Source organism: Anaeromyxobacter dehalogenans 2CP-1 (assembly GCF_000022145.1).
Lineage (GTDB): Bacteria > Myxococcota > Myxococcia > Myxococcales > Anaeromyxobacteraceae > Anaeromyxobacter > Anaeromyxobacter dehalogenans.
This window is the reverse complement of record NC_011891.1, coordinates 4,155,215-4,175,338: the sequence shown is the minus strand read 5'-3', so window position 1 is coordinate 4,175,338 and position 20,124 is coordinate 4,155,215. Positions and strand designations below refer to the sequence as shown.

The window sequence follows — 20,124 nt, the reverse complement described above, 5'->3', positions numbered from 1 at the left end:
ACCGGCGAGGCGCGGCGGCGGCGCGGGATGATGCAGGCCCGCGCCGCCCCGCGTTCGAGCCGTCGTCACATGAAGAAGTACCGGAGCGTCACGTTCGTCACCCACTTCGTCCCCTCCTGCATCGCCGGGGTCTTGATGCCGCCGATGTCGAACGGGTGGCCGAAGTGGACGCGCAGGAGCAGCGGGCCGAACAGCACGTTCACGCCCAGCACGCCGGTGAGCGTGCGCGACTCCCAGGCGCCCGGCTCGAGGATGGCGCCGGAGGCGTCCACCCGGTCCTCGAAGCGGTTGAACACGCTGCCGAAGTCGAGCGCGGCCACGCCCTCCAGGTAGTCGAAGATGAGCAGGCGGATGAGCGGGTCGAGCGGGAACTGCAGCTCGGCGTTCACGACGTAGTAGTGCTGGCCGATGAGGTAGGCGAGGTCGAACGGCGAGAAGCCGCGCAGGTTGTCGCCGGAGGTGAGCCACCAGCTCCGCTGCCAGACCTCGCTCTTCCCGCTCGGCGCGAAGGTGGTGCCGCCCGCGAAGCGGAACGAGAAGTTGGAGCGGCCCACCAGCTGCCAGTACTTCTGCGCGTCGAGCCGCGCCGACCCGTGCACCGCGCTCCGCCCCGGCAGGTAGCCGCCGCCCAGCTCGAGCAGCAGCGAGCTGCCGGCGAGCGGACCGGTGTACGCGTCGTACCGGATGGTGTCGAAGCCGTAGCGGACCGCCGGGTTGACGGTGAGGTTCACGCCGCCGTTCTGGCGCTCCCAGTCGGCGGTGTCGCGGTAGACGCCGCCCTGGAGCTGGATCCCCTTGCAGACGAGGAACCCGGCGCCGGAGAAGTCGGTGAGGCAGTAGCGCTGCACGCCGCCGACGGTGAGCTCCAGCTCGACGCGGCGGAACCGGTCGAGCGGGTAGCGGAGCGCGCCCACCAGGCCGAAGTCGCGCTGGTAGTATGCGAGGTTGTAGTCGAGCCGGTCGATCTGCTGCTGGACGAAGTGGAACCCGCCCAGCGCCCAGTTCAGGCGCCGCGACCGGTTCTCGTACAGCACCATCGCCTGCGTGTAGTCGAACGAGCCGTAGATCGACAGGTCCACGAACAGCACGTGGTCGCGCAGCAGGTCGGAGAAGAGCACCGCGGCCCGGCCGGCCACGTTGCTGCCGGCGCCGCCGCCGTAGACGAACCCGCCCTCCGGCCGCCAGTTGCGGATGGAGGTGGCGCGGTACGAGGGCACCGAGTCCGGGAAGTCGGCGGACGGGATCTCCAGCACGTCGCCCGCCGGCGGCGCCACCGGCGTGGGCGGCTCCTCCAGCCACGCGACCCGCGGCACCTCCACCATGCGGAACAGGCCGCCGTTGAAGGTGGCGGCGAGGACGCCGCGCGCCTTGGGCGCGACCGCCGGGCTGGTGAGCCCAGTGGTGAAGTCGGTGAGGCGCTGGATGGCGCCGTCCTTGAGCAGGTAGAGGTCGGGCTTGCCGCGCGCGTCCGACGAGAACAGCACCGAGCCGTCCGCCTGCGGGTAGGGGTGCCGGTCGGTCGAGGCCGCGGTGGTGAGCCGGGTGCGCGCGCCGGTGGCCGGGTCGATGCGGAACAGGTTGAGCCGGCCGTGGTCGGTGGCGTCGGACGCGCAGTAGAGGCCGTCGGCGCCCCAGTGCAGGTCCTTCTCGGTGTAGCCGTCGTTGGTGAGCCGGCGGGCGACGCCCCCGGTCACCGGCACCACGTACACGTCCTGCTGGCCGTCCTCGGCCACGCCCACGAACGCGAGGTGGCTCGCGTCGGCGGAGAAGGTCGGGTCGGCGATGGTGATGAAGCGGCGCCCGTCGGGCGGCCGGACGTCGAGCTTGCGGCGCTTGCCGAGCTGGAAGCGGGCGGTGCGGCCCTCGGTGAACTTGTGCCGGAAGCGCTGGAGATAGAGCGCGTCGCCGATGCCGTCCTGCGCCGAGAACGCGAGGACGCCGTCGGCGACCGCGCCGACCGAGTAGTCGATGGGGTGGAGCGACTCGAGCCCGGGCTGGCTGTCGGTCGCGACCTCGACCGCGCTGCGCGGGCTGCGCACGTCCATGAGGTAGAGGCTTGCGCGCCCGCGGCGCCGGTCGATGGCGCGGTACAGCACCAGCGTGCCGTCGTGCGAGGTGGTGAAGTCCTCCGGCTCGCCCGGGAGCTGCCGCAGCTCCCGCACCGCCGAGAGGTCCTGCCGCGCCGCGAGGTAGGCGGGGTAGTAGCGCTTCTTGAGCCACGCCTTCCAGCGCGCGTCCACCTGCTCCACCGGCTCGTTCAGCACCCGCCGCACCAGCGCGGAGAAGCCCCGCCCGCCGCCGCCGCCGCCCCGGCCGCCGTCGTCGGCGAGCAGGTACGCGCTCTCCAGGAAGCCCTGGATCTTCTCGCGCCCGTACTCCTCGGCGATGAAGGCGACGCGCGCCTGGCCCAGCTTGTAGGTGGGGATGTAGCCGCGGTAGCGGTCGTCCTGGAACGCGAGGATCTCGTACCCGCGCCGCGGATCCGGGTTCCACACCAGGTCGCGCAGGTACAGGTCGGTCTCGACGTCGATTCCACCCTTCGTGTAGTACTCGGCGATGCCCTCGATGAACCAGAGCGGCAGGTACTGGATGGGCGAGCCGATGTCCTCGGCGCCGGCGGCCTCCATCAGCTTCTGGATGGTGAACTGGTGCACCATCTCGTGCGTGGAGACCTCGGTGAACCGGGAGTGATCGCCGAAGTACGGGACCGTCATCTTCAGGTCCTCGGGCGAGGTCACGCCCAGCACCGACTCGGTCACCGCGAACACGTTCTGCGTCTGGAACTCGCGCTGGGTGGCGTAGAGGATGTACGGGATGCGGCGGGTGGGGTTGTAGTGGAACGCGTCCACCAGCCGCGCGTAGGCGCTGCGGATCGCGGGCAGCGCGCGCCGCGCCTGGGCCAGCTCGGTCTCGTAGTAGTAGAGGCGGATGCCGCCCTTGCCGCCGCCCGGGGGCGGGACGTCGAGGTAGTGCCAGTCGAAGCCGTACCAGGCCACCTGGTTCTGGCCGGGGCGCTCCGGGAGGATGTACGTCTGCTCGAGCCCGTCCTCGACGCGTCCCTCGACCTGGCGCGCCTCGATGCGGTCCATGGTCTGGAACGCGTCGGCCAGCGACGGCGCCCGGAGCTGGAACCCCTGGGGCGCGGCCGCGAGCGGGATGGCGAGCGCGCAGAGCGCGACGAGTCTTCTCATTTGCGGAAGGTAACGGTCGGGCCCGCCGCCGGGCGAGCAACCGGAAGGATACCGCGCCGGGCACCGTCCGTGCGGACTACAACACCGTCACCGGCCAGCGCGCGCCATTCACGAAAAGTGCGTAGCCACCCGACCCGGGAGGGTCCTCACGCAGCATCAGGCCGAGCGACACGTGGCCCGCGCGGGTGAATCGGGCCCGGTGGGCCCCGCCCTTCACTGCGCAGCGCAGCACGCCGTCCGCGCCGACGGACAGGGTGGCGGGGTCGAGCGGCTCCGCGGTGCCGTCGGACAGGTGCAGGAGCGGCGGTCCGCCGCGCGGGTCCTCGGTGGCGCCGCGCACCGCGTACGGCGCCTCGTCCACCTGCACGTAGGCGCGCTCCCGGCCGATCGCGACCTCGTAGCGCCCGTCCGGCGTGCGCGAGAGCGAGCGCCACAGCGCCTCCAGCGTGCGGGCGTGGGTGATCGGCTCGCCGCGGTGCAGGAACCGGCCCTCGGGGTCGATGGAGAGGCCGCTCCGGGAGCGGAGCAGCTCCAGCGCGGCGGGGTCGGGAGGGCCCTCGGACACGCCCGGAGGATAGCGCGCCCGGGCTGCCGGCGCGGGCCGCGCGTGGACGCCGTTGCGCGCCGGCCGGCGCGAGGGTACGAACGGGGCCCGTGAGCCCCCGCACCGAGCCCGTGGTCCGCATCCGCTGCCCTCCCGAGGAAGAGGCCCGCTGCCGCGCGGCGCTGGAGCGCGCCGGGTACGCCGCGGACCGTTCGCTCACCTGGGTGGTGGTCCGCGACGCGGCGCCGGACGCCGTGAACGAGGCGCTCGCCGCCGGCGGCGCCGGCGTGCGGGTGGCGGTGCGCGAGCGGATCGGCCAGCTCGTCGGGTGGCTCATCGACCGCCAGGGCAAGCTGGAGGGGCGCGCGGTGAACGTGCAGGCGCTGGTGCGCCGCGTGCTCGAGGACGGCGGGCTCACCGCCCGCTACGCGCCGCGGCCGCTGCCGGAGCTGCTCGAGGCGGCCACGCGCACCTACGAGGCGCTGATGGCGAGCGGCGCCGCGCAGGTCACCTGGGATCGCTTCGTCGAGGCGTTCTGCCTCGAGCCCGCCGCCCCGCCGGCGGCGTGACGCGCCCGTCGCTCAGCGCAGCGCGAGCCGCAGCAGGTTGAGCGCCTCGTAGGCGGCCTGGCGCCGCACGCGGTCGCGGTCGCCGCGGTAGGCGCGCGCGACGGTCTCGGTGCCCGACGGGCCCGCCACCGCGAGGTGCACGGTGCCCACCGGCTTCTCCGGCGTGCCGCCGCTCGGCCCCGCGATGCCGGTGATGCCGACGCCCCAGGCTGCGCCGCCGGCCCGGCGCGCGCCCTCGGCGAGCGCCCTCGCCACCGGCTCCGACACGGCGCCGTGCGCCGCGAGCAGCTCCGCCGGCACGCCCAGCACCCGCTCCTTGGCCGCGTTCGCGTAGGCGACCACCCCGAGGTCGAGCACCGCCGAGGCGCCCGGCACCGCGGTGAGGAGCTCGGCCACCATCCCGCCGGTGCAGGACTCGCCCAGCGCCACCCGCTCGCCGCGCGCGGCGAGGCGCGCCACCACCAGATCCGGCAGCTCGTCCTTGCCCTCGCCGAACACCTGCTCGCCGAAGATCCCGAGCACCCGCTCGCGGATGCGCGCCGCGCGGCCCGCCGCGTCGGGACCGGGCACGGTCCACTTCACGTGGGTCTCGGGCCAGTGGGCGCGGTAGCCGAAGCGGACGCCGGCGTTGGCCGGGTCGTCCATCACCGGGCGCATGGCGTGGTCGGCGTGCGACTCGGGCACGGCGAACAGCTTCACCAGGCCCGCCGCGGGCACCTCGCTCAGCCGGGCGCCGACGTGCGGCAGCACCCACTCCTCGCACAGGCCCCGGTACTCCACCGGCACGCCGGGCAGGCACACCACCCGCCCGCGCCCCACCGGCACCGTGAACCCCGGCGCGCTGCCCCAGCGGTTCGGGATCACCTCCGCGCCGCGCGGGAACCAGGCCTGCTTCTCGTTGTTCGGCGTGAGCGCGCGCCCGAACTTGCGGAAGCGCTCGCGCAGCACCTCGATCGACGGCTCGTGGCGCTCCAGCGGCACGCCCAGGACCGCCGCGACGCACTCCGAGGTGAGGTCGTCCTCGGTCGGGCCCATCCCGCCGCTCATGACGACGAGGTCGGCGCGCGCGGTGGTCTCGAGGATGGCGGCGCGCAGGTCGTCGCGGTCGTCGGCCACCAGCGTCTTGCGCCGCACCATGAGGCCGAGGTCCCACAGCCGGTCCATCAGCCACGGGGAGTTCGTGTCCACCACCTGGCCGGTGAGCAGCTCGTCGCCGGTCGCGAGGATCTCCACCTGCATCACGACCCCACCTCCACGCACCACCAGTGGAACACGGTCCCGCAGCCGGCGAGGAGCCGCAGCGCGAGCTGCACGAACTGCAGCGTGCACCAGGCGAACACCCCGGCCGCCACGTCGTCCATCACCACGCCGAAGCCGTTCTTCACGCGGTCGAACGCGGAGGCCGGCCAGGGCTTCAGCACGTCGAAGATCCGGAACAGCACGAAGCCGGCAATCGCCGCGGGCCAGGAGAACGGGACGAGCGCCATGGTCACGAGGTACCCGGCCACCTCGTCCACCACGATGGGCGAGGCATCGGCCACTCCCCAGTAACGGCCGGCGCGCTGGGCCGCCACCATGGCGAGCGCGGTGAGCGCCGCGGTGACCGCGAGGTACGCGGGCCAGGTGAGCCAGGTGAGCGCCCAGTAGAGCGGGATGGCGCCGAGCGTGCCGAACGTGCCGGGCGCGACCGGCGCGTAGCCGCACGGGCCCCACGCGGCGAACAGCACCGCCGGGCCCGGCGGGCCCTTCGGGCTCGGGCCGCGCTTCAGGCCGCGGCGGCGGAGGCGGGAGAGGAGGCCGGGGGAGGACGCGCCCGGCGCGGGCATGGCCGGGCCGGGCGCGGGCGAGGGCGGCGTGGTCACGCGCTAGATGTACTCGTCCTGCTCCGCCTTGTCCCCGTCCACGTCCTCGGGGCCCGGCTCGAGCGCCTCGTCGGCGTCGAGCTCGGCGCGCACGTCCGGCGGCAGCCGGCTGCGATCCAGCGTGCGCGCCTTCTCGAACAGCGACTCGGCCAGGCCCATGGCGATGTACGCGCCCATGTAGACCACGAGCGCGAAGGACGCGCGGGTCGCGTACGCGACCGCCAGCCCCACCGCGCTCGCCAGCACGAACGCGGACAGGCTGCGGGCGGACAGGTGCACGTCCTTGAAGGTGCGGTAACGGACGGTCGAGACCATCAGGAACGAGAGCAGGGCGACCACCACCAGCACCGGCACGCGGGTGGCCGGGTTGGTGGCCGCGCCGAACTCCTTGTAGTGCGCGATGACGAGCGCCGTGATGGTGCCGGCGGCGAGCGGGATGGGGAGCCCGACGAAGAAGGCGGACGAGCCCTTGTCGCCGCGCTGCGCGAGCACGTTGAAGCGCGCCAGGCGGAGCGCGCCGCAGGCGGCGAAGGCGAAGGAGAAGAACAGGCCGATGAAGCCCAGCGGGGCGAGCGCCCACTTGTAGACGAGCAGCGCCGGGGCCGCGCCGAAGGAGATGACGTCGGCCAGGCTGTCGAGCTGGACCCCGAAGTCGGACTGGGTCTTCGTCATGCGCGCGACGCGGCCGTCGAACGCGTCGAAGAACATGGCGAAGAAGATGGCCAGGGCCGCCTGGTAGAGCTGGGCGGGGGTGGCGTCCCCGGCGGACAGCGTGAGCGCGTAGAAGCCCAGGAAGATCGAGCTGACCGTGAACAGGTTCGGCAGCACGAACATCGCCTTGCGCAGGTTGATCTGCATGAAGCGCGATCCTCCAATGGCGCGCGACGAGGGCCTTTCCCTGGAGCGGCGTGCCGAGCGACGGCCCGCCCCCCGCGGGACCCGATGCGAGCGCAGAGGCTGGCACGGGCGGCCCCATTTGTCGAGTGAGGACGGGACACGGCGCCGCCGGCGGGCCCGGCGGAGGAGGGGCGGGGATCCTCCCGGAGTTCCCTGCATCTCCCTGCACGCACGCACATCTCCCGGGGCCCCGGGGGATCGGCCGGCGGCAGGGAGGCCGGGCCGGGAGCGGGGCGCCGGCGCGTTCACTGTACGTGACGTCCGGTCCGGGGCTTTGACCCCGCGCCGGCTCCCGGCGCACCCTCTCGCCATCGTCTCGCCGCATCCGGCGCCGCCTTCCGCGGGGGAGGGTGTGGGAAAGGCGCCCTGGCCGCCGCGCCGGGGCGCCTTCTTTCTTCCGGCGTCCCGCCGGCGCGGCCGCCGGTGCTAGCATCCGCGCCCGCATGCCGCCCCGCTCCCGGCTCCGCGCACGCCCCCGCGCGCCCACCGCGCAGGCTCGCGCGCGCGCCGCCGAGATCGTGGACCGCCTCGACGCGGAGATGCCCGAGGCGCGCATCGCGCTCGCGTTCCAGGACGACCTCCAGCTCCTCGTGTCGGTGATCCTCTCGGCGCAGAGCACCGACGCCGGCGTGAACAAGGTGACGCCCGCGCTGTTCGCGCGCTTTCCGGACGCCGCGGCCTACGCCGGCGCGCAGCCGGAGGAGCTCTGGCCGTACCTCCGGTCGCTCGGGCTGTTCCGGAACAAGGCGAAGGCGATCGTGGCCGCCATGGGCGCGATCGCGCGCGAGCACGGTGGCCGCGTGCCCCGCACGCGCGAGGCGCTCGAGGCGCTGCCCGGGGTCGGGCGGAAGACCGCCGGCGTGGTGCTCGTGCACCTCGGCGCGGCGGAGGCGTTCCCGGTGGACACGCACGTCGGCCGCGTCTCGCGACGGCTCGGCCTCACCCGCGAGCAGGATCCCGACCGCGTGGAGCGGGACCTCATGGCGCTCCTGCCCGAGGCGCGCTGGGGTCGCGGCCACCAGCTGTTCGTGTGGCACGGGCGCCGGACCTGCGCCGCGCGCGCGCCGGCGTGCTCCCGCTGCGTGGTGGCCGACCTCTGCCCGAAGCGCGGGGTCCCGGCCGCCCTGCGCCGGTAGGCCCATTGCCGGCCCGCCGCCCGCGTGTTACATCCGCCTCGCCGGAGCCGCCCGGGCGAACGCGTCGGTCCTGCAGGGAAGGGGGCCGCCGAGGAAAGTCCGGGCACCAGAGGGCAGCGTGCCGGCCAACGGCCGGTCGGGGCGACCCGCAGGAAAGTGCCACAGAGAACAGACCGCCGAACGGCGCCGGGCGACCGGCGTGCGTGGCAAGGGTGAAACGGTGCGGTAAGAGCGCACCGCGCGCCGGGTGACCGGCGCGGCACGGCAAACCCCACGCGGTGCAAGAGCGAATAGGGAGGCGTCCCACCCGCGCGAGCGGGAGGGCAAGACCGGCCCGGTCCAGGCCTCCGGGTATGCTCGCTGGAGACGCGCGGCAACGCGCGTCCGAGATGAATGTTCGTCGCCGCGGGGTTTCCCGCGGAACAGAACCCGGCTTACAGGGCGGCTCCGGTCTTTTTTTCTGAGATGTCATCGGAGGTGCGCGCGACTTGCGGCGCCTCGACCTGGGCGCGGTCGTTTATTGAGATCGATGCTCCCCCCACGGTCGAGCGGCAGGCAGACGCGCACCCGGGAGGCTTACGCACGGGTAGTAGTAGGCGGCGAGAGGACCTCGCCTCGGCATCGCCGACGGGCGCGCGACCCGACCGCGGCTTCCCTCGCGCACGAGCCCGTGCGCTGGCTGGCGAAATGTGGATCGTTCCGTGGACGCGGATCCGACACGCTCGCGACGGGCCATCGGCGCTAGTAGCCGATCAGCTTGCGAGCGACCTGGGGCGACCCGCCGTGACGCGACGCGCATCCGCAAACGGCGAAGCCCAGCGGACCTGGGAAGTCCGCTGGGCTTCAATACTGATCCCTACCGTCTGGAGATGAGCAGGAGAGCTCACCCGCAACTGCCGTGATTGCACGTCAGACCGCTCGCGCACGTGTTCGCGCACGAACCACAGTTCGCGGCGTCGTGCTGCATGTCGACGCAGCTGCCGCTCGCTGTTGAGCACTGTTGCCACCCGCTCGGACACTCGGCGACGTGGATATCCGAAGACATGTTTCCTGCATCGTTGAAGACGTTCGCCAGGTCCGCTCGGCCATCGCCGCTGAAGTCCGCCGCCATCCACTTCTGCGCATCTGAGAACCCGTAGGACCGCGTCGCCCACCGCTCGCGGCGGAACCCGGCCCCGGACGAGACGTTCACGTCGGCGGACATGAGATCCCCGTCGCTGAACACGTTGACGAGGTCCGCCCGACCGTCGCCACTCAGGTCGGCTGCCATCCACTTCTGCGCGTCCCAGAACTGGTAGGAGCGCCTGACCCACGCCTGCCGCTCGAAGCTGATGCCCGTCGACACGTGAACATCGGCGGACATGAGACCCCCGTCATTGAACACGTTCGCGAGGTCGGCGCGTCCGTCGCCGTCGAAATCGCCCGCGAGCCACTTCTGAGCGTCCCAGAAGTCGCCCGAGCGCGTCGCCCAGACCCTCCGCACGAACGCGCTGCCCGTGGACACATGCACGTCCACGGTGGAGTATCCCCCGTCGTTGAACACGTTCGCGAGGTCGGTGCGTCCGTCGCCGTTAAAGTCACCCGCGAGCCACTTCTGCGCGTCCCAGAAGGCGCCCGAGCGCGTCGCCCAGCGCGTCCGCACAAATCCGCTGCCCGTGGACACGTGCACGTCCACGGTGGAGTATCCTCCGTCGTAGAACACGTTCGCGAGGTCGGTGCGTCCGTCGCCGTTGAAGTCGCCCGCGAGCCACTTCTGCGCGTCCCAGAAGCCGCCCGAGCGCGTCGCCCAGATCGTCTGCACAAATCCGTTGCCCGTGGACAGATGCACGTCCACGGTGGAGTAGCCCCCGTCGTTGAACACGTTCGCGAGGTCGGCGCGTCCGTCGCCGTTGAAGTCGCCCGCGAGCCACTTCTGCGCGTTCCAGAATCCTCCGGAGGCCCTTGCCCATGCCTCGCGCGACAGCTGGTTCGGCGGCCCGTAGAAGATCCTCAGTCCGAAGATGTCTGTCGCGCTGAGGACGCCCCCGTTGTTCCAGTTCGGATTGCAGTAGTTCATCACGGATTCTAGGTCCCAGGCGCCGACGAGAGTGTCCCCGTTCGTACCCTGGGGAGCATCCGTGCAGATATCGCGCGGCGTGTCGGGCCGGTTCTGCTCGTGTGAAAAGCCGAGAGCGTGGCCGAACTCATGCACGCCGATCGCCTCGATGCAATACCGCCTCATCGAGCCCGCGGCGCATGACGGGCTCCAGTTTTGGAAGGTGAAGTTGACGTACATTCCTGGACTTGAATACATCCATGCACTGTCAATGTCCGTCCCCAGGCCTATCGTGTGCGGTTGTTCGTCGGAGATCGCGATCCGAATTCCTCGCTGAAACACCCCACACGCCCCCCATCCCTCGAACAGCACTGCCGAATGGCCCTCGTACTCCCGCTCGACAGCCGCGCGCATCCAGCCGCGCTCGATGGCGTTCGCCTCCGAGGGATTCGTCCAGCAAACCGGAATGGGATTGAGCCGCCAGATCTTCGAGGAAGCCACGTACAACGGCTCTGATGAACTCGCTGGGGACGACCCTTCCGCGCCAGGACCGCACCCGGCGAATGCGATCCCGAGCAATGCGAGCGCGATGGTCACGCGTGCTCCAAGTGCAGCACCTCGATTCGACTTCAACGTGTGCATGCTTTCCCTCCGCTGAGACCGGGGCGAGCCTTCGACCCGGGGTTCTGATCGGACACATGTGTGCGGCGCCTCGATCACGGTCGTCGCACACCTCCCTCGTCGAGCCGCACTCGAGCCGCAGTCGCGCGCCCCCAGGATGACAGCCCGTTCGCGCCGCCGGCGGCGGCACATATCGCTCATTGCTCGGTTCGACGGAAGGTGCTACGACAGACAGTTAAACACACTTTCCGTCGAAGTGCTAGGGGAGGGTGGGTTCGGCCGGGGCAGCCAGATGCGTCCTTCGTCGTGACCTGGGGTGAACGAGCAGGCCGGAGAATTGTGGTTCGTCGTGAACGACCCGACGCCGGGCGGTCGCCGAGATGGACGTCCAGCAGATCGTCACGCTGCACGAGTTGCCGCGCCGAGGGCCTGCGGATGCGCATCTGCGTGGCGGACTGCCGCGAGAAGATCCAGAGGAGCGAGGTGGTCGTCTTACACGCCCACGTCGGCAGCAGGGGGCTCACCGTCGCGATCTCCCCGTGCATCCGCGGCTGGCGCGTGTCGGAGCGGAAGGGGTTCGCGCACCGGTCGGTGACCGAGACCGACTTTGCGCTCCTCGGACCGTGGATGAGCGCGACCGAGGTTCTGTACCATCGAAGGGCGTGTGTCCAGGCGGACGGCGTCGCGGGTGGAGCGGTCACTTGGCGTCGCTTGGCGCCTCCCGGAACGCAGGGAGACAACGCATGGACCTCGACCCTCACGCGGTGCCGAGCGCGCGTCCGGCGGCAGGGCTGAAGGACGTCCGCGTCCGATCGCTGGCCGGGATCGCGCGCGTCTTCGCCGTGGCATTCACCGACCGTGCGTGACCGGTCGGTGCCCCCTGGTTGGCCCGGACCCTCCGTCCGTCGTGGCGCGTCGGAACCGCCCACCCGTATGGCGGGATCAGCCGGCGCGCCTCCCCACCTGATGGACGAAGGTGACGCAGCGTCCTACTGTCATCGCGGCCCGGGTCGGACCGGCCCGGGGAGAACCATCCATCGAACCGGGGGAGCAACCATGAGCTTCGCGTCGGAGTTCAAGGCGTTCGCGCTGAAGGGGAACGTGGTCGACCTGGCGGTGGGCGTCATCATCGGCGCCGCCTTCGGGAAGATCGTGGACTCGATCGTCAACGATCTCGTCATGCCGGTGGTCGGCGCGATCTTCGGCGGCTTCGACTTCAAGGACTACTTCGTCGCGCTGAAGGAGATCCCGCCGGGCGTTCCCCACGCCCTGGACGCGGTCAAGAAGGCGGGCGTGCCGGTCTTCGCCTACGGCAGCTTCCTCACCATCGTCCTCAACTTCCTCATCCTCGCCTTCATCATCTTCCTCATGGTGAAGCAGTTCAACCGGATGAAGCGGGCCGAGCCGGCGCCTGCCCCGGCGGCGCCGCCGGAGCAGGTCGTCCTGCTCCGCGAGATCCGCGACGCGCTGAGACGGTGACGGCCGTCCGCCCGGAGCCTCGCCATGGGCGGGGCTCCGGCGGCGAACAGCGGGCCCCCGGGTGGTGCCTCAGGTCGCGCTCGCGTGCGTGGCCGTCGCGCGTCCGTGCGCGGCGCGGCCGCCGGCGACGAGCGGGTAGACGATGCCAGCCAGCGCCGCGCCCACGATCGGCGCGATCCAGAACATCCAGAGCTGCGCCACCGCCCAGCCGCCCGCGAACAGGGCCGGCCCGGTGGACCGGGCGGGGTTCACCGAGGTGTTGGTCACGGGGATGCTTACGAGGTGGATGAGCGTGAGGCACAGGCCGATCGCGATCGGGGCGAGGCCCTTCGGCGCGCGCTCGTCGGTCGCGCCCAGGATCACGAACAGGAACGCGAACGTCATCACGAGCTCGGTCAGGAAGCACGCGCCCAGGGCGTAGCCGCCGGGCGAGTGCTCGGCGAAGCCGTTCGAGGCGAAGCCCGCAGACACGTCGAAGCCCGCCTTGCTGGAGGCGATGAGGTACAGGACGCCCGCGCCGGCTATCGCACCGATCACCTGGGCGACGACGTACGGGCCGACCTCGCCCGCCGGGAAGCGGCGCGCGACCGTGAGCCCCACCGTCACTGCGGGGTTGAGGTGACATCCGGACACGTGCCCGATGGCGTACGCCATCGTGAGCACGGTCAGGCCGAAGGCGAGCGCCACCCCGTGGAAGCCGATCCCGAGCCCCGGGACGGCGGCGGCGAGGACCGCGCTGCCGCAACCGCCGAGGACGAGCCAGAACGTGCCGACGACCTCCGCCGCCATCCGGTGTGCCAGGGGCATGATCGCGACCTCCGCGCGCGCGTGCGCGTCGGCGACGGGGATAGCACGAAGCGTGTGGGGTGAAGGCACGCTCATCCGAGTGCCTCCGAGCGCGGTGCGACCCGATCGTTCGGCCGAAGGAGGGGCTCGAGGCGGCATCGGAACGAGACCGCGCGCAGTCGCCAGCCCGGTGCTGGCGTCGCCCGGAGAAGGGCGTCCGGCGCGATCGCGGGCTCGAATTCGCTGCGGCGCCCCGCAGGCGCTACGCTCCCCGGATGCTCGCCTTCCCGTTGCTCGCGCTCCTCCTCGGCGCCGCGTCACCGGCCCCGGCCCGCGTCCACGTGGTGATGACCACCGAGCTCGGCGAGCTCGAGGTCGAGGTGGACGCGGCGCGCGCGCCGGCGACGGCGGCGAACTTCCTCCGCTACGTGCGCGAGGGGCGCTACGACGGCGGCCGCTTCCACCGGACGGTGCGCGCCGACAACCAGCCCGGCGACGCGGTGAAGATCGACGTGGTGCAGGCGGGGGTGGCGCCGGCGCACGGGGAGCACGACCACGCGCCCATCCGCCTCGAGCGCACGCGCGACACCGGCCTGCGGCACGTGGACGGCGCGATCGCGATGGCGCGCGCAGGGCCGGACACGGCCACCAGCGACTTCTTCGTGTGCGTGGGCCCGCAGCCGGACCTGGACTTCGGGGGGCGGCGCAACCCGGACGGCCAGGGCTTCGCGGCGTTCGGGCGGATCGTTCGCGGCATGGACGTGGTGCGGCGCATCCACCGCGCAGCGGTGAAGGGCCAGGCGCTCTCGCCGCCGATCCGGATCCTGGCCGCGAGGGTCGTCGGCCGAGGCGCCTCGGCGCCGGCGCAGCGGTAGGCGACACCGTTCACGGATCGTGACGCCCAGCGACCGGGTGGGCCGCGCCGGCACCGGGCGCCGCGGCTGCGTGGCGCGGCAGGGCCGGAGACGGCGCGCGCCGGCCCGCGGGTGTGCGGACCGGCGCGCGGGGAGGGGGCGACGGCGAGCGGCTAGAAGGTGACCGTGGCGACGACCGCGTCGGCGTAGCTGCCGGTCGGCACGTTCTGGGCGGCCGGGATGCGGCCGTACACCGGGTACGGGGCCGGGGTGATGCCCGCGGCGGTGCCGGTCTGCATCACGGTGTTGTCCCAGACGGTGGTGCGCGCCGCGTCCAGGTAGAGCTCGTAGGGAAGCTCCGCGGTGAGCGACGCGTGCTGCATGGCGCGGCTGCCGCTGGCGCTGTTCCCGGCGCCGAGGCCGATGGTGTAGGCCGTGCCGGTCGTGCAGGTGACCGTCACCGTGCCCTGCGCGTTGAGGGCCGTGCTCGAGTTCGTGACGAGCGGGTCGTAGTTGCCGAACGCGACCGGGGTGGCGGCGATCGTGCACGAAGGGACCACGGTGGCGGTGACGTCGAGGGTGGCGGTCGCGGTCGCGGCGCGGGCGGTGCCGGCGGTGAGCGTGAGGGCGGCGATGGCGAGCGCGAGGCGCAGGGCGAGCTTCTGCATGTGGACGACTCCTTGGGTGAACGTTCGCGAGAGCGCGAGGCTCGAGACGCTACCCGGGGTCCCGGCCCTCCGGCATCCCCATCCCACGTGAAGAGCGCGTGACCCGTGGTCAACGCGGGGGCGCTGTCGCCGCGCAGGCGCTACGGTGGGTCCGGCTCGTCCGCGATATCGTCCCGGCATCCCTGCGCGCGCGGGAGGGGCGATCAGAACTCGAACGTCACCACGACCGTGTCGGAGTACGGCCCCACGGGCGGCTCCTGCCGCTCGCGGATGCGCCCGAACACGTACGCCACGGTGAGGCCGTTCGAGAGCGTGGTGACGGCGGGCGCGGCCGCGGTGCCGCCCGTGCCGTCCCCCCAGACCGTCCCGAAGCCCGCGTCGGCGTACAGGTTGTACGCGAGCGTCCAGGGCCCCTGGCGCAGCGTGCGGTCCTGGAAGTCACCGGAGCTGCCGGGGCTCAGCGTGATCCGGATGGCCTGCCCGCGGGAGCAGCGGTACTGCAGCATGCCGGTGGTGGTGAGCGGGACGGGGGAGAGGGGATCGTAGGCGCCGAACGCGATCGAGGTCCCCATGGTCATGCTGCAGCTCGTGGCGCGCGCCGCCGCAGGCGCGAGGAGCGATAGCGCCACCGCGAGGAGGCGCGCGAGCGCGCAGGACGTCGGGGGATGTGGCAGCCGCCGATTCATTGATCGGTCCGTCGTTTCGTATACCGTGACGGGCCGCCGTCCGGAAATCCTCCGCCGGGACGGCCCGACCGCCATGACCCTGCTCGCCCGCGCGACCCTCGCCCTGCTGCTCGCCGCCGCAGCCCCCGCGCGCGCGGGCCAGATCGACGTGAAGCCGATCCTGGTCGAGCTGGGGCCGCGCGGGCGCACCGCGCTGCTCGAGGTGCGCAACTCCGGCACGACGCCGCTCCGCGTGCAGGTGCGGACCGCGAGCTGGGCGCAGGACGCGGCCGGCGTCATGCGCGTCGAGCCGACCACCGAGCTCCTCGCGTTCCCGCCGCTGCTCGAGATCGCGCCCGGGACGAGCCGCAACGTGCGCGTGGGCACCGAGCTCGCGCCCGGCCCGGCCGAGCGGAGCTTCCGCGTGTTCCTCGAGGAGCTGCCGCCGCCCGCGGACGTCTCGGCCGCCGAGGTGCGCGTGCTCACCCGCATCAGCATCCCGGTGTTCGTGGCGCCGGCCGTGCCGGTGGTGCGCGCCGTGGTGGCACCCCCCGCAGCCGCGGCGGGCCGGGTCACCGCGCTCCTGCGCAACGAGGGCAACGCGCGCTTCCGGCCCAGCGCCGTCCGCCTGGTGGTGCGCGGCGCCTCGGGCGGCCCGCTGCTCGAGCAGGACCTGGAGGGCTGGTACGTGCTGGCCGGCGGCGAGCGCCGCTACGAGGTCGCGCTCGGGGCGGCGGTGTGCGCCGCCGCGCGCGCCGCGGCGGTCACCGCCACCGTCACCGCCACGCTCGACACGGGCGAGGCGAAGGCGTCGGCCCCGATCCCGCCGGGCGCCTGCGGGCCGTGACCGCCGCGCGGACGCTGGCCCTGGCGTTCGCGGCGCTCGCCGCCGCCGCCGGGGCTCGCGCCCAGCCGTCACCCACCGTCGAGGCGTCCCCGGCCCAGCCGGCCGCCGGCCCGCGCCCGGCCTTCCTCCTGCCGATCGTGAACGACGCCGAGGGCGAGCCGGTGCTGGTGGTGCTGGAGGGCGGCGACGCCTGGATCGCGCCGACCGACCTGGAGCGCCTGGGCGTGGCCGCCGGCGACGGCGCGCGGCGCACCGCGGACGGACGCGAGCTGGTGTCGCTCCGCTCGCTCGCGCCGCGGCTCGAGTTCGAGGTGGACGAGGCGGCGCTGACGCTGCGGCTCACCGCCGGCCCCGCGCTGCTGGGGCGCAAGGCGCTCGACCTGGACACGCTCCGCCGTCCGTCCGGCCTCGAGCTGCGCGAGTCGCCCGGCGCCTTCCTCAACTACTCGGCGCGCGGCACCAGCGGTCGCGAGCTGACCGGCTTCGCCGAGGCCGGCGTGAGCTTCTCGCGCCACCTGGCGCTGGGGAGCGCCTCGGTGGATCCGGACGGCCGCGTGATCCGCGGCCTCACCGCGCTCACCCGCGAGGAGCCGGGCCCGATGATCCGATTCACGCTCGGTGACGCCATCGTCCCGGCGCAGCCGCTCGGGGGCGCGCCGATCCTGGGCGGCCTGGGGATCTCGCGCGAGCCGTCGCTCGATCCGTACCGCCGCACCAGCCCGCTGCCGCAGGTCTCGGCGTTCGCCTCCAGCCCCTCCACCGTGGAGGTCTGGGTGAACGGCGCGCTGGTGCGCACGATGCAGGTGGCGCCGGGCACGTACGATCTCTCCAACCTGCCGGTGACCACCGGGCAGAACGACGTGCGGGTGGTGGTGCGCGACGCGTTCGGGCGCACCGAGGAGGTGGACGCGGCGCGCTACCAGGCCCAGGGCCTGCTCGCGCAGGGCTTCCACGCGTTCTCCTGGTACGCCGGGCCGCGGCGGCGCGCGTTCGGCCTGGAGAGCTGGAGCTACGGGCCGCCCGTGCTGGTGGGGAGCCACCGGCTGGGCGTGACCGACTGGTTCACTGCAGGTGCGCGGGTGGAGGCCTCGCCGGACCTGGCGAGCGGCGGGCTCTCGGCGGTGCTGGGCCTGCCGGTGGGCGAGCTGCAGGTGGGCGGCGCCGCCAGCGGCCACGACGGCGCGCTGGGGGGCGCGGCGCTCGCCGGCTGGCGCCTGGGCCTGCGCCGCGCCTGGCTCGGGCTCGACCACACGTGGAGCTCCCGCGCCTACGTCACCACCACCTCAGACGCGCTGTTCCCGCGCATGCTCTGGCGCAGCGGCGCTAACCTCTCCTGGTCGCCGCTGGGCTGGCTCACCGGACAGCTCGCCGCCTCCACCACGCGCTACGCGGACGGGAGCGCCCGCTCGGCGGCCGACTTCACCGCCTACGTGCGCATGGCGCGGGGGGTCCACCTGCAGGTCGGGACCGGCGTCTCCGGCGCGGGCGGTACCGCGCAGTGGACGGGCACCGCCGGGCTGGCGATCACCGCGGATCGCGCGATCACGCTCGACGCCGGCACGCGGGTCCAGGACGGCCAGGCGCGGACCGGCGCCGGGCTCCAGCGGCCGCTCCCGCTCGGCGAGGGGTTCGGCTACCGCGTGCGCACCGATCGCTGGGCCGGCCAGACCGACGTCTCCGCGCTCGGCCAGGCGCAGTCGTCCTTCGGGCGCTACGAGCTGACCTGGGACCGCACCCGCTTCGGCGAGGTCGGAACCGCGACGGCATCCGGCGCGCTGGTCCTCATGGATGGGCGCGTGTTCGCGGCGCGGCCGGTGGAGGGCAGCTACGCGGTGGTGCGCGTCCCGGGCGTCCCGGGCGTGCACGCCTACCTCAACAACCAGCCGGTGGGGCGCACCGGCCGCGGCGGCGACCTGCTCGTGCCGGGCCTGCTCCCCTACGGCGGCAACCGGCTCTCCATCGCCGACGCCGACGTCCCCATCGATCACTCGGTGGGCGCGACCGAGCGCGTGGTGGGCCCGCCCCGCCGCGGCGGCGCGGTGGTGGTGTTCGACGTGGAGCGCCTGCGCGCGGTCCAGGGCCGGGTGCGGATGCCGGGCCACGACGCCGTGCCGGCCTACGGCACCGTGGTGGTCCTGGCGAGCCGGCGCGTGTTCACGTCGCCGGTCGGCGCGCGGGGCGAGTTCTGGCTCGACGGCCTGCCGGCCGGGACGCACCGGGCGCACGTGCTCTGGCACGGCCAGACCTGCACCTTCGCGGTCGAGGTGCCGGCCGGGGCGCCGCCGCTGCTCGACGTCGGGCAGGTGACGTGCGCGCTGCTCGCCTCGCGCTAGACTCCTCTCATGTGGACGGTGGTCGAGCCGGCCGGGACGGCGCGCGCGGGGGCGATGGCGGCGTACGTGGTCGCGGTGGCCGGCTTCCTGTGGGTGCAGGAGGTCGGGCTCCGCCTGCTCCGGGAGGAGCGGCGGGCCTGGTGGGCGGGCAGCGGGCGCGACCTCCTCAACCTGGCCGGCCTCGTCGCGATCGCGGGCGCGCTGCGGCTGCTGGGCTTCTCCGGCCCGGCCTCGCTGCTGGTGGGCGGCACGCTCACGCTGCTGCTGTTCGGCGCGTCGGTGTTCATGGCCACGCAGACCGACACGGCGCACCCGCTCGCCTGGGCGGTGGTCGTCGGCGCCGCCCTGGCGCTGCCGGTGCTGCTGTTCCCCGCGCAGGTGGCCGGCGCGTTCGGCGCCGCGGCGGACGCGCTCTTCGCGCTCCCGCCCGGCGCCGCGCGCTGACGTACACGTTCAGTGATGCGTGCGCCGCTTCGTCCGGCCGCCGGTGGTCGGCTCCATCTCCACCGGGTGGTAGTCGGACGGGCGGAGCTCGGCCGCCGCCGCGCCGGCGGGCAGGTCCATGCCGACGTCGCCCGGGCGCTCCACCTCCGCGGCGTGCGCCCGCGGCCCGTGGTGCGCGCGGACGGGGCGCGGCTCCGCCGGCTCCATCTCGAGGAGGTGATAGTCGGAGGGCCGGAGCGCCTCCGCCGCCGCGCCCGCGGGCAGGTCGATGCCCACGTCGCCCGGCCGGTCCACCTTGGCCCGCTGCATCGTTCGCCTGGTCATGGACGGATCGTGCTCCCGCGGGAGCCGGGGAGGGGCGGCGGATTTCGGGTTCCGCGGCGCGAGGCTCTCCGGACGGAGTTGCGCCGGCGCGCGCAGCGGCGTGGGGCCGCGCTCCGCCGCGTCAGGGCGCCGCGGCGGGAGCCGGCGCCGGCGCCGTCGCGGGCTGCGGCCGGCCGCAGGCGGCCTCCAAGCGCGACCTCCGCTCGACGAGCGCGGCCCGCGCGGCGGGGCTGACGCCTTCCGGCAGCACGTCGACGGCGCGGCGCTGCAGCGCGAGCGCCTCGGGGCACTGCCCCAGGTCCTCGAGCACGCCGGCGAGCGTGTCGATGATCCCCGCATTCCACGGCTCCGTCGCGACCGCTCGGCGCGCGAGCGGCAGCGCCTCACCGGAGCGGCCCGCCTCGAGCAGCGTCCAGGCGAGCTCGTTCGCCGCCTCGGCGCTCGCCCCATCCGTCTCCACCGCCTTGCGGAGCGCGGCGATGCGCCGCTCGCCGTCGCTGGTGCTGCGCGCGAGGAACCGCCAGGCACGCGCGTCCTCGGGGTGGGCGGCCGTGGCGCGCTCGGCGAGGGAGAGCGCGTCGCCGGCACGGTCCTCGGCCATCCGCTCGAGCGCCGCCACGTGCCCGGGATCGTGGGCGAGCGCCTCCTCGATCTCGGCCTTCAGGCGCGCCGGGTCGGGCTTCTCACCGCGCTCGATCCAGGGCAGCGAGAGCCGGATCGTGTGGGCCTCCGCGGCGCTCATGGGGCGCTCGCGGATCGGCGCCGCCTCGGGCAGGCGCACGCCGCGGTAGCTGTACTTCCCGGCGCGCCTGTCCGCGGAGGAAGCGGCCCTGCAGCTCGGCGAATTGCGTGCGGAGCTCGCGCCACGC

19 protein-coding genes and 1 other RNA gene are annotated in these 20,124 nt (G+C 73.6%); 9 read left to right on the top strand and 11 right to left on the bottom strand.

Annotated features, from left to right (window positions below; all coding sequences use genetic code 11):
* Positions 1-65 precede the first annotated feature (65 nt).
* Together A2CP1_RS18920 and A2CP1_RS18915 are read right to left on the bottom strand one after the other, a co-directional pair.
* Positions 66-3,191, bottom strand: coding sequence for a TolB-like translocation protein (locus A2CP1_RS18920; protein ID WP_015934843.1), 3,126 nt, complete (start codon positions 3,189-3,191; stop codon positions 66-68).
* 76 nt (positions 3,192-3,267) lie between these two features.
* Positions 3,268-3,756: a hypothetical protein gene (locus A2CP1_RS18915; protein WP_015934842.1), complete on the bottom strand. Its 489-nt coding sequence runs from the start codon at positions 3,754-3,756 to the stop codon at positions 3,268-3,270.
* An 89-nt stretch (positions 3,757-3,845) separates the two neighbouring features.
* Here A2CP1_RS18915 and A2CP1_RS18910 point away from each other — a divergent pair, with 89 nt between their 5' ends.
* On the top strand, positions 3,846-4,304 hold the full coding sequence (locus tag A2CP1_RS18910) for a hypothetical protein (RefSeq protein ID WP_015934841.1): 459 nt from the start codon (positions 3,846-3,848) through the stop codon (positions 4,302-4,304).
* A 12-nt stretch (positions 4,305-4,316) separates the two neighbouring features.
* Here the strand turns inward: A2CP1_RS18910 and A2CP1_RS18905 are convergent, their stop codons facing one another.
* From A2CP1_RS18905 to pssA, 3 genes are read right to left on the bottom strand one after another with little or no spacing between them, the layout of a single operon-like run.
* On the bottom strand, positions 4,317-5,543 hold the full coding sequence (locus A2CP1_RS18905; protein WP_015934840.1) for a CinA family nicotinamide mononucleotide deamidase-related protein: 1,227 nt from the start codon (positions 5,541-5,543) through the stop codon (positions 4,317-4,319).
* The gene (locus tag A2CP1_RS18900) at positions 5,543-6,166 is read right to left on the bottom strand and encodes a phosphatidylglycerophosphatase A family protein (RefSeq protein WP_245529842.1); all 624 of its coding nucleotides are present in this window, start codon (positions 6,164-6,166) and stop codon (positions 5,543-5,545) included. Before A2CP1_RS18900 ends, A2CP1_RS18905 begins: the two co-directional genes overlap by 1 nt.
* 3 nt (positions 6,167-6,169) lie before the next feature.
* A complete protein-coding gene (gene pssA / locus A2CP1_RS18895; protein ID WP_012527660.1) occupies positions 6,170-7,024 on the bottom strand; it encodes a CDP-diacylglycerol--serine O-phosphatidyltransferase in 855 nt (284 codons plus the stop codon).
* Positions 7,025-7,506: 482 nt separating this feature from the next.
* Here pssA and nth point away from each other — a divergent pair, with 482 nt between their 5' ends.
* Positions 7,507-8,199: an endonuclease III gene (gene nth, locus A2CP1_RS18890; protein WP_015934838.1), complete on the top strand. Its 693-nt coding sequence runs from the start codon at positions 7,507-7,509 to the stop codon at positions 8,197-8,199.
* A gap of 43 nt (positions 8,200-8,242) precedes the next feature.
* Positions 8,243-8,652, top strand: an RNA gene (gene rnpB, locus A2CP1_RS22860) — RNase P RNA component class A.
* A gap of 430 nt (positions 8,653-9,082) precedes the next feature.
* On the opposite strand, the gene A2CP1_RS23520 is transcribed toward rnpB, so the two are convergent.
* Positions 9,083-10,831, bottom strand: coding sequence for an FG-GAP-like repeat-containing protein (locus tag A2CP1_RS23520; protein WP_168165128.1), 1,749 nt, complete (start codon positions 10,829-10,831; stop codon positions 9,083-9,085).
* A gap of 767 nt (positions 10,832-11,598) precedes the next feature.
* On the opposite strand from A2CP1_RS23520, the gene A2CP1_RS23985 reads away from it, so the two are divergent.
* On the top strand, positions 11,599-11,721 hold the full coding sequence (locus A2CP1_RS23985; protein WP_280959880.1) for a hypothetical protein: 123 nt from the start codon (positions 11,599-11,601) through the stop codon (positions 11,719-11,721).
* Between the two features lie 190 nt (positions 11,722-11,911).
* Positions 11,912-12,334: a large conductance mechanosensitive channel protein MscL gene (gene mscL, locus A2CP1_RS18875; RefSeq protein WP_015934835.1), complete on the top strand. Its 423-nt coding sequence runs from the start codon at positions 11,912-11,914 to the stop codon at positions 12,332-12,334.
* A gap of 69 nt (positions 12,335-12,403) precedes the next feature.
* Here the strand turns inward: mscL and aqpZ are convergent, their stop codons facing one another.
* The gene (aqpZ, locus tag A2CP1_RS18870) at positions 12,404-13,141 is read right to left on the bottom strand and encodes an aquaporin Z (protein WP_015934834.1); all 738 of its coding nucleotides are present in this window, start codon (positions 13,139-13,141) and stop codon (positions 12,404-12,406) included.
* Between the two features lie 254 nt (positions 13,142-13,395).
* Here aqpZ and A2CP1_RS18865 point away from each other — a divergent pair, with 254 nt between their 5' ends.
* Complete coding sequence (locus A2CP1_RS18865) at positions 13,396-13,995, top strand: peptidylprolyl isomerase (protein ID WP_015934833.1); 600 nt, start codon at positions 13,396-13,398, stop codon at positions 13,993-13,995.
* Between the two features lie 152 nt (positions 13,996-14,147).
* On the opposite strand, the gene A2CP1_RS18860 is transcribed toward A2CP1_RS18865, so the two are convergent.
* On the bottom strand, positions 14,148-14,642 hold the full coding sequence (locus A2CP1_RS18860; protein WP_015934832.1) for a Csu type fimbrial protein: 495 nt from the start codon (positions 14,640-14,642) through the stop codon (positions 14,148-14,150).
* A 203-nt stretch (positions 14,643-14,845) separates the two neighbouring features.
* Complete coding sequence (locus A2CP1_RS18855) at positions 14,846-15,328, bottom strand: Csu type fimbrial protein (RefSeq protein ID WP_041450562.1); 483 nt, start codon at positions 15,326-15,328, stop codon at positions 14,846-14,848.
* Between the two features lie 73 nt (positions 15,329-15,401).
* Between A2CP1_RS18855 and A2CP1_RS18850 the strand changes: the two genes are divergently transcribed.
* From A2CP1_RS18850 to A2CP1_RS18840, 3 genes are read left to right on the top strand one after another with little or no spacing between them, the layout of a single operon-like run.
* Positions 15,402-16,154 carry a fimbrial biogenesis chaperone gene (locus tag A2CP1_RS18850; protein WP_015934830.1) on the top strand — a complete coding sequence of 251 codons (753 nt, stop codon included), beginning with the start codon at positions 15,402-15,404 and terminating at the stop codon, positions 16,152-16,154.
* The gene (locus A2CP1_RS18845; protein ID WP_015934829.1) at positions 16,151-18,487 is read left to right on the top strand and encodes a fimbria/pilus outer membrane usher protein; all 2,337 of its coding nucleotides are present in this window, start codon (positions 16,151-16,153) and stop codon (positions 18,485-18,487) included. Before A2CP1_RS18850 ends, A2CP1_RS18845 begins: the two co-directional genes overlap by 4 nt.
* Positions 18,488-18,496: 9 nt before the next feature.
* Entirely contained in the window at positions 18,497-18,931 is a 435-nt protein-coding gene (locus tag A2CP1_RS18840) for a hypothetical protein (protein ID WP_015934828.1), read from the top strand.
* A gap of 9 nt (positions 18,932-18,940) precedes the next feature.
* Here the strand turns inward: A2CP1_RS18840 and A2CP1_RS18835 are convergent, their stop codons facing one another.
* A complete protein-coding gene (locus A2CP1_RS18835; protein WP_041450561.1) occupies positions 18,941-19,255 on the bottom strand; it encodes a hypothetical protein in 315 nt (104 codons plus the stop codon).
* A 121-nt stretch (positions 19,256-19,376) separates the two neighbouring features.
* Positions 19,377-20,036 (bottom strand): tetratricopeptide repeat protein, encoded by a 660-nt coding sequence (locus A2CP1_RS18830; RefSeq protein ID WP_015934826.1) that lies wholly within the window; start codon positions 20,034-20,036, stop codon positions 19,377-19,379.
* Between the last annotated feature and the right edge of the window lie 88 nt (positions 20,037-20,124).

What these genes read in the sequence shown, in the direction of transcription:
- A2CP1_RS18920 (WP_015934843.1), bottom strand. Translation starts at nt 3,191, where the DNA reads ATGAGAAGACTCGTCGCGCTCTGCGCGCTCGCCATCCCGCTCGCGGCC.
- A2CP1_RS18905 (WP_015934840.1), bottom strand. Translation starts at nt 5,543, where the DNA reads ATGCAGGTGGAGATCCTCGCGACCGGCGACGAGCTGCTCACCGGCCAG.
- pssA (WP_012527660.1), bottom strand. Translation starts at nt 7,024, where the DNA reads ATGCAGATCAACCTGCGCAAGGCGATGTTCGTGCTGCCGAACCTGTTC.
- nth (WP_015934838.1), top strand. Translation starts at nt 7,507, where the DNA reads ATGCCGCCCCGCTCCCGGCTCCGCGCACGCCCCCGCGCGCCCACCGCG.
- A2CP1_RS23985 (WP_280959880.1), top strand. Translation starts at nt 11,599, where the DNA reads ATGGACCTCGACCCTCACGCGGTGCCGAGCGCGCGTCCGGCGGCAGGG.
- mscL (WP_015934835.1), top strand. Translation starts at nt 11,912, where the DNA reads ATGAGCTTCGCGTCGGAGTTCAAGGCGTTCGCGCTGAAGGGGAACGTG.
- aqpZ (WP_015934834.1), bottom strand. Translation starts at nt 13,141, where the DNA reads ATGCCCCTGGCACACCGGATGGCGGCGGAGGTCGTCGGCACGTTCTGG.
- A2CP1_RS18865 (WP_015934833.1), top strand. Translation starts at nt 13,396, where the DNA reads ATGCTCGCCTTCCCGTTGCTCGCGCTCCTCCTCGGCGCCGCGTCACCG.
- A2CP1_RS18860 (WP_015934832.1), bottom strand. Translation starts at nt 14,642, where the DNA reads ATGCAGAAGCTCGCCCTGCGCCTCGCGCTCGCCATCGCCGCCCTCACG.
- A2CP1_RS18855 (WP_041450562.1), bottom strand. Translation starts at nt 15,328, where the DNA reads ATGAATCGGCGGCTGCCACATCCCCCGACGTCCTGCGCGCTCGCGCGC.
- A2CP1_RS18850 (WP_015934830.1), top strand. Translation starts at nt 15,402, where the DNA reads ATGACCCTGCTCGCCCGCGCGACCCTCGCCCTGCTGCTCGCCGCCGCA.
- A2CP1_RS18840 (WP_015934828.1), top strand. Translation starts at nt 18,497, where the DNA reads ATGTGGACGGTGGTCGAGCCGGCCGGGACGGCGCGCGCGGGGGCGATG.
- A2CP1_RS18835 (WP_041450561.1), bottom strand. Translation starts at nt 19,255, where the DNA reads ATGACCAGGCGAACGATGCAGCGGGCCAAGGTGGACCGGCCGGGCGAC.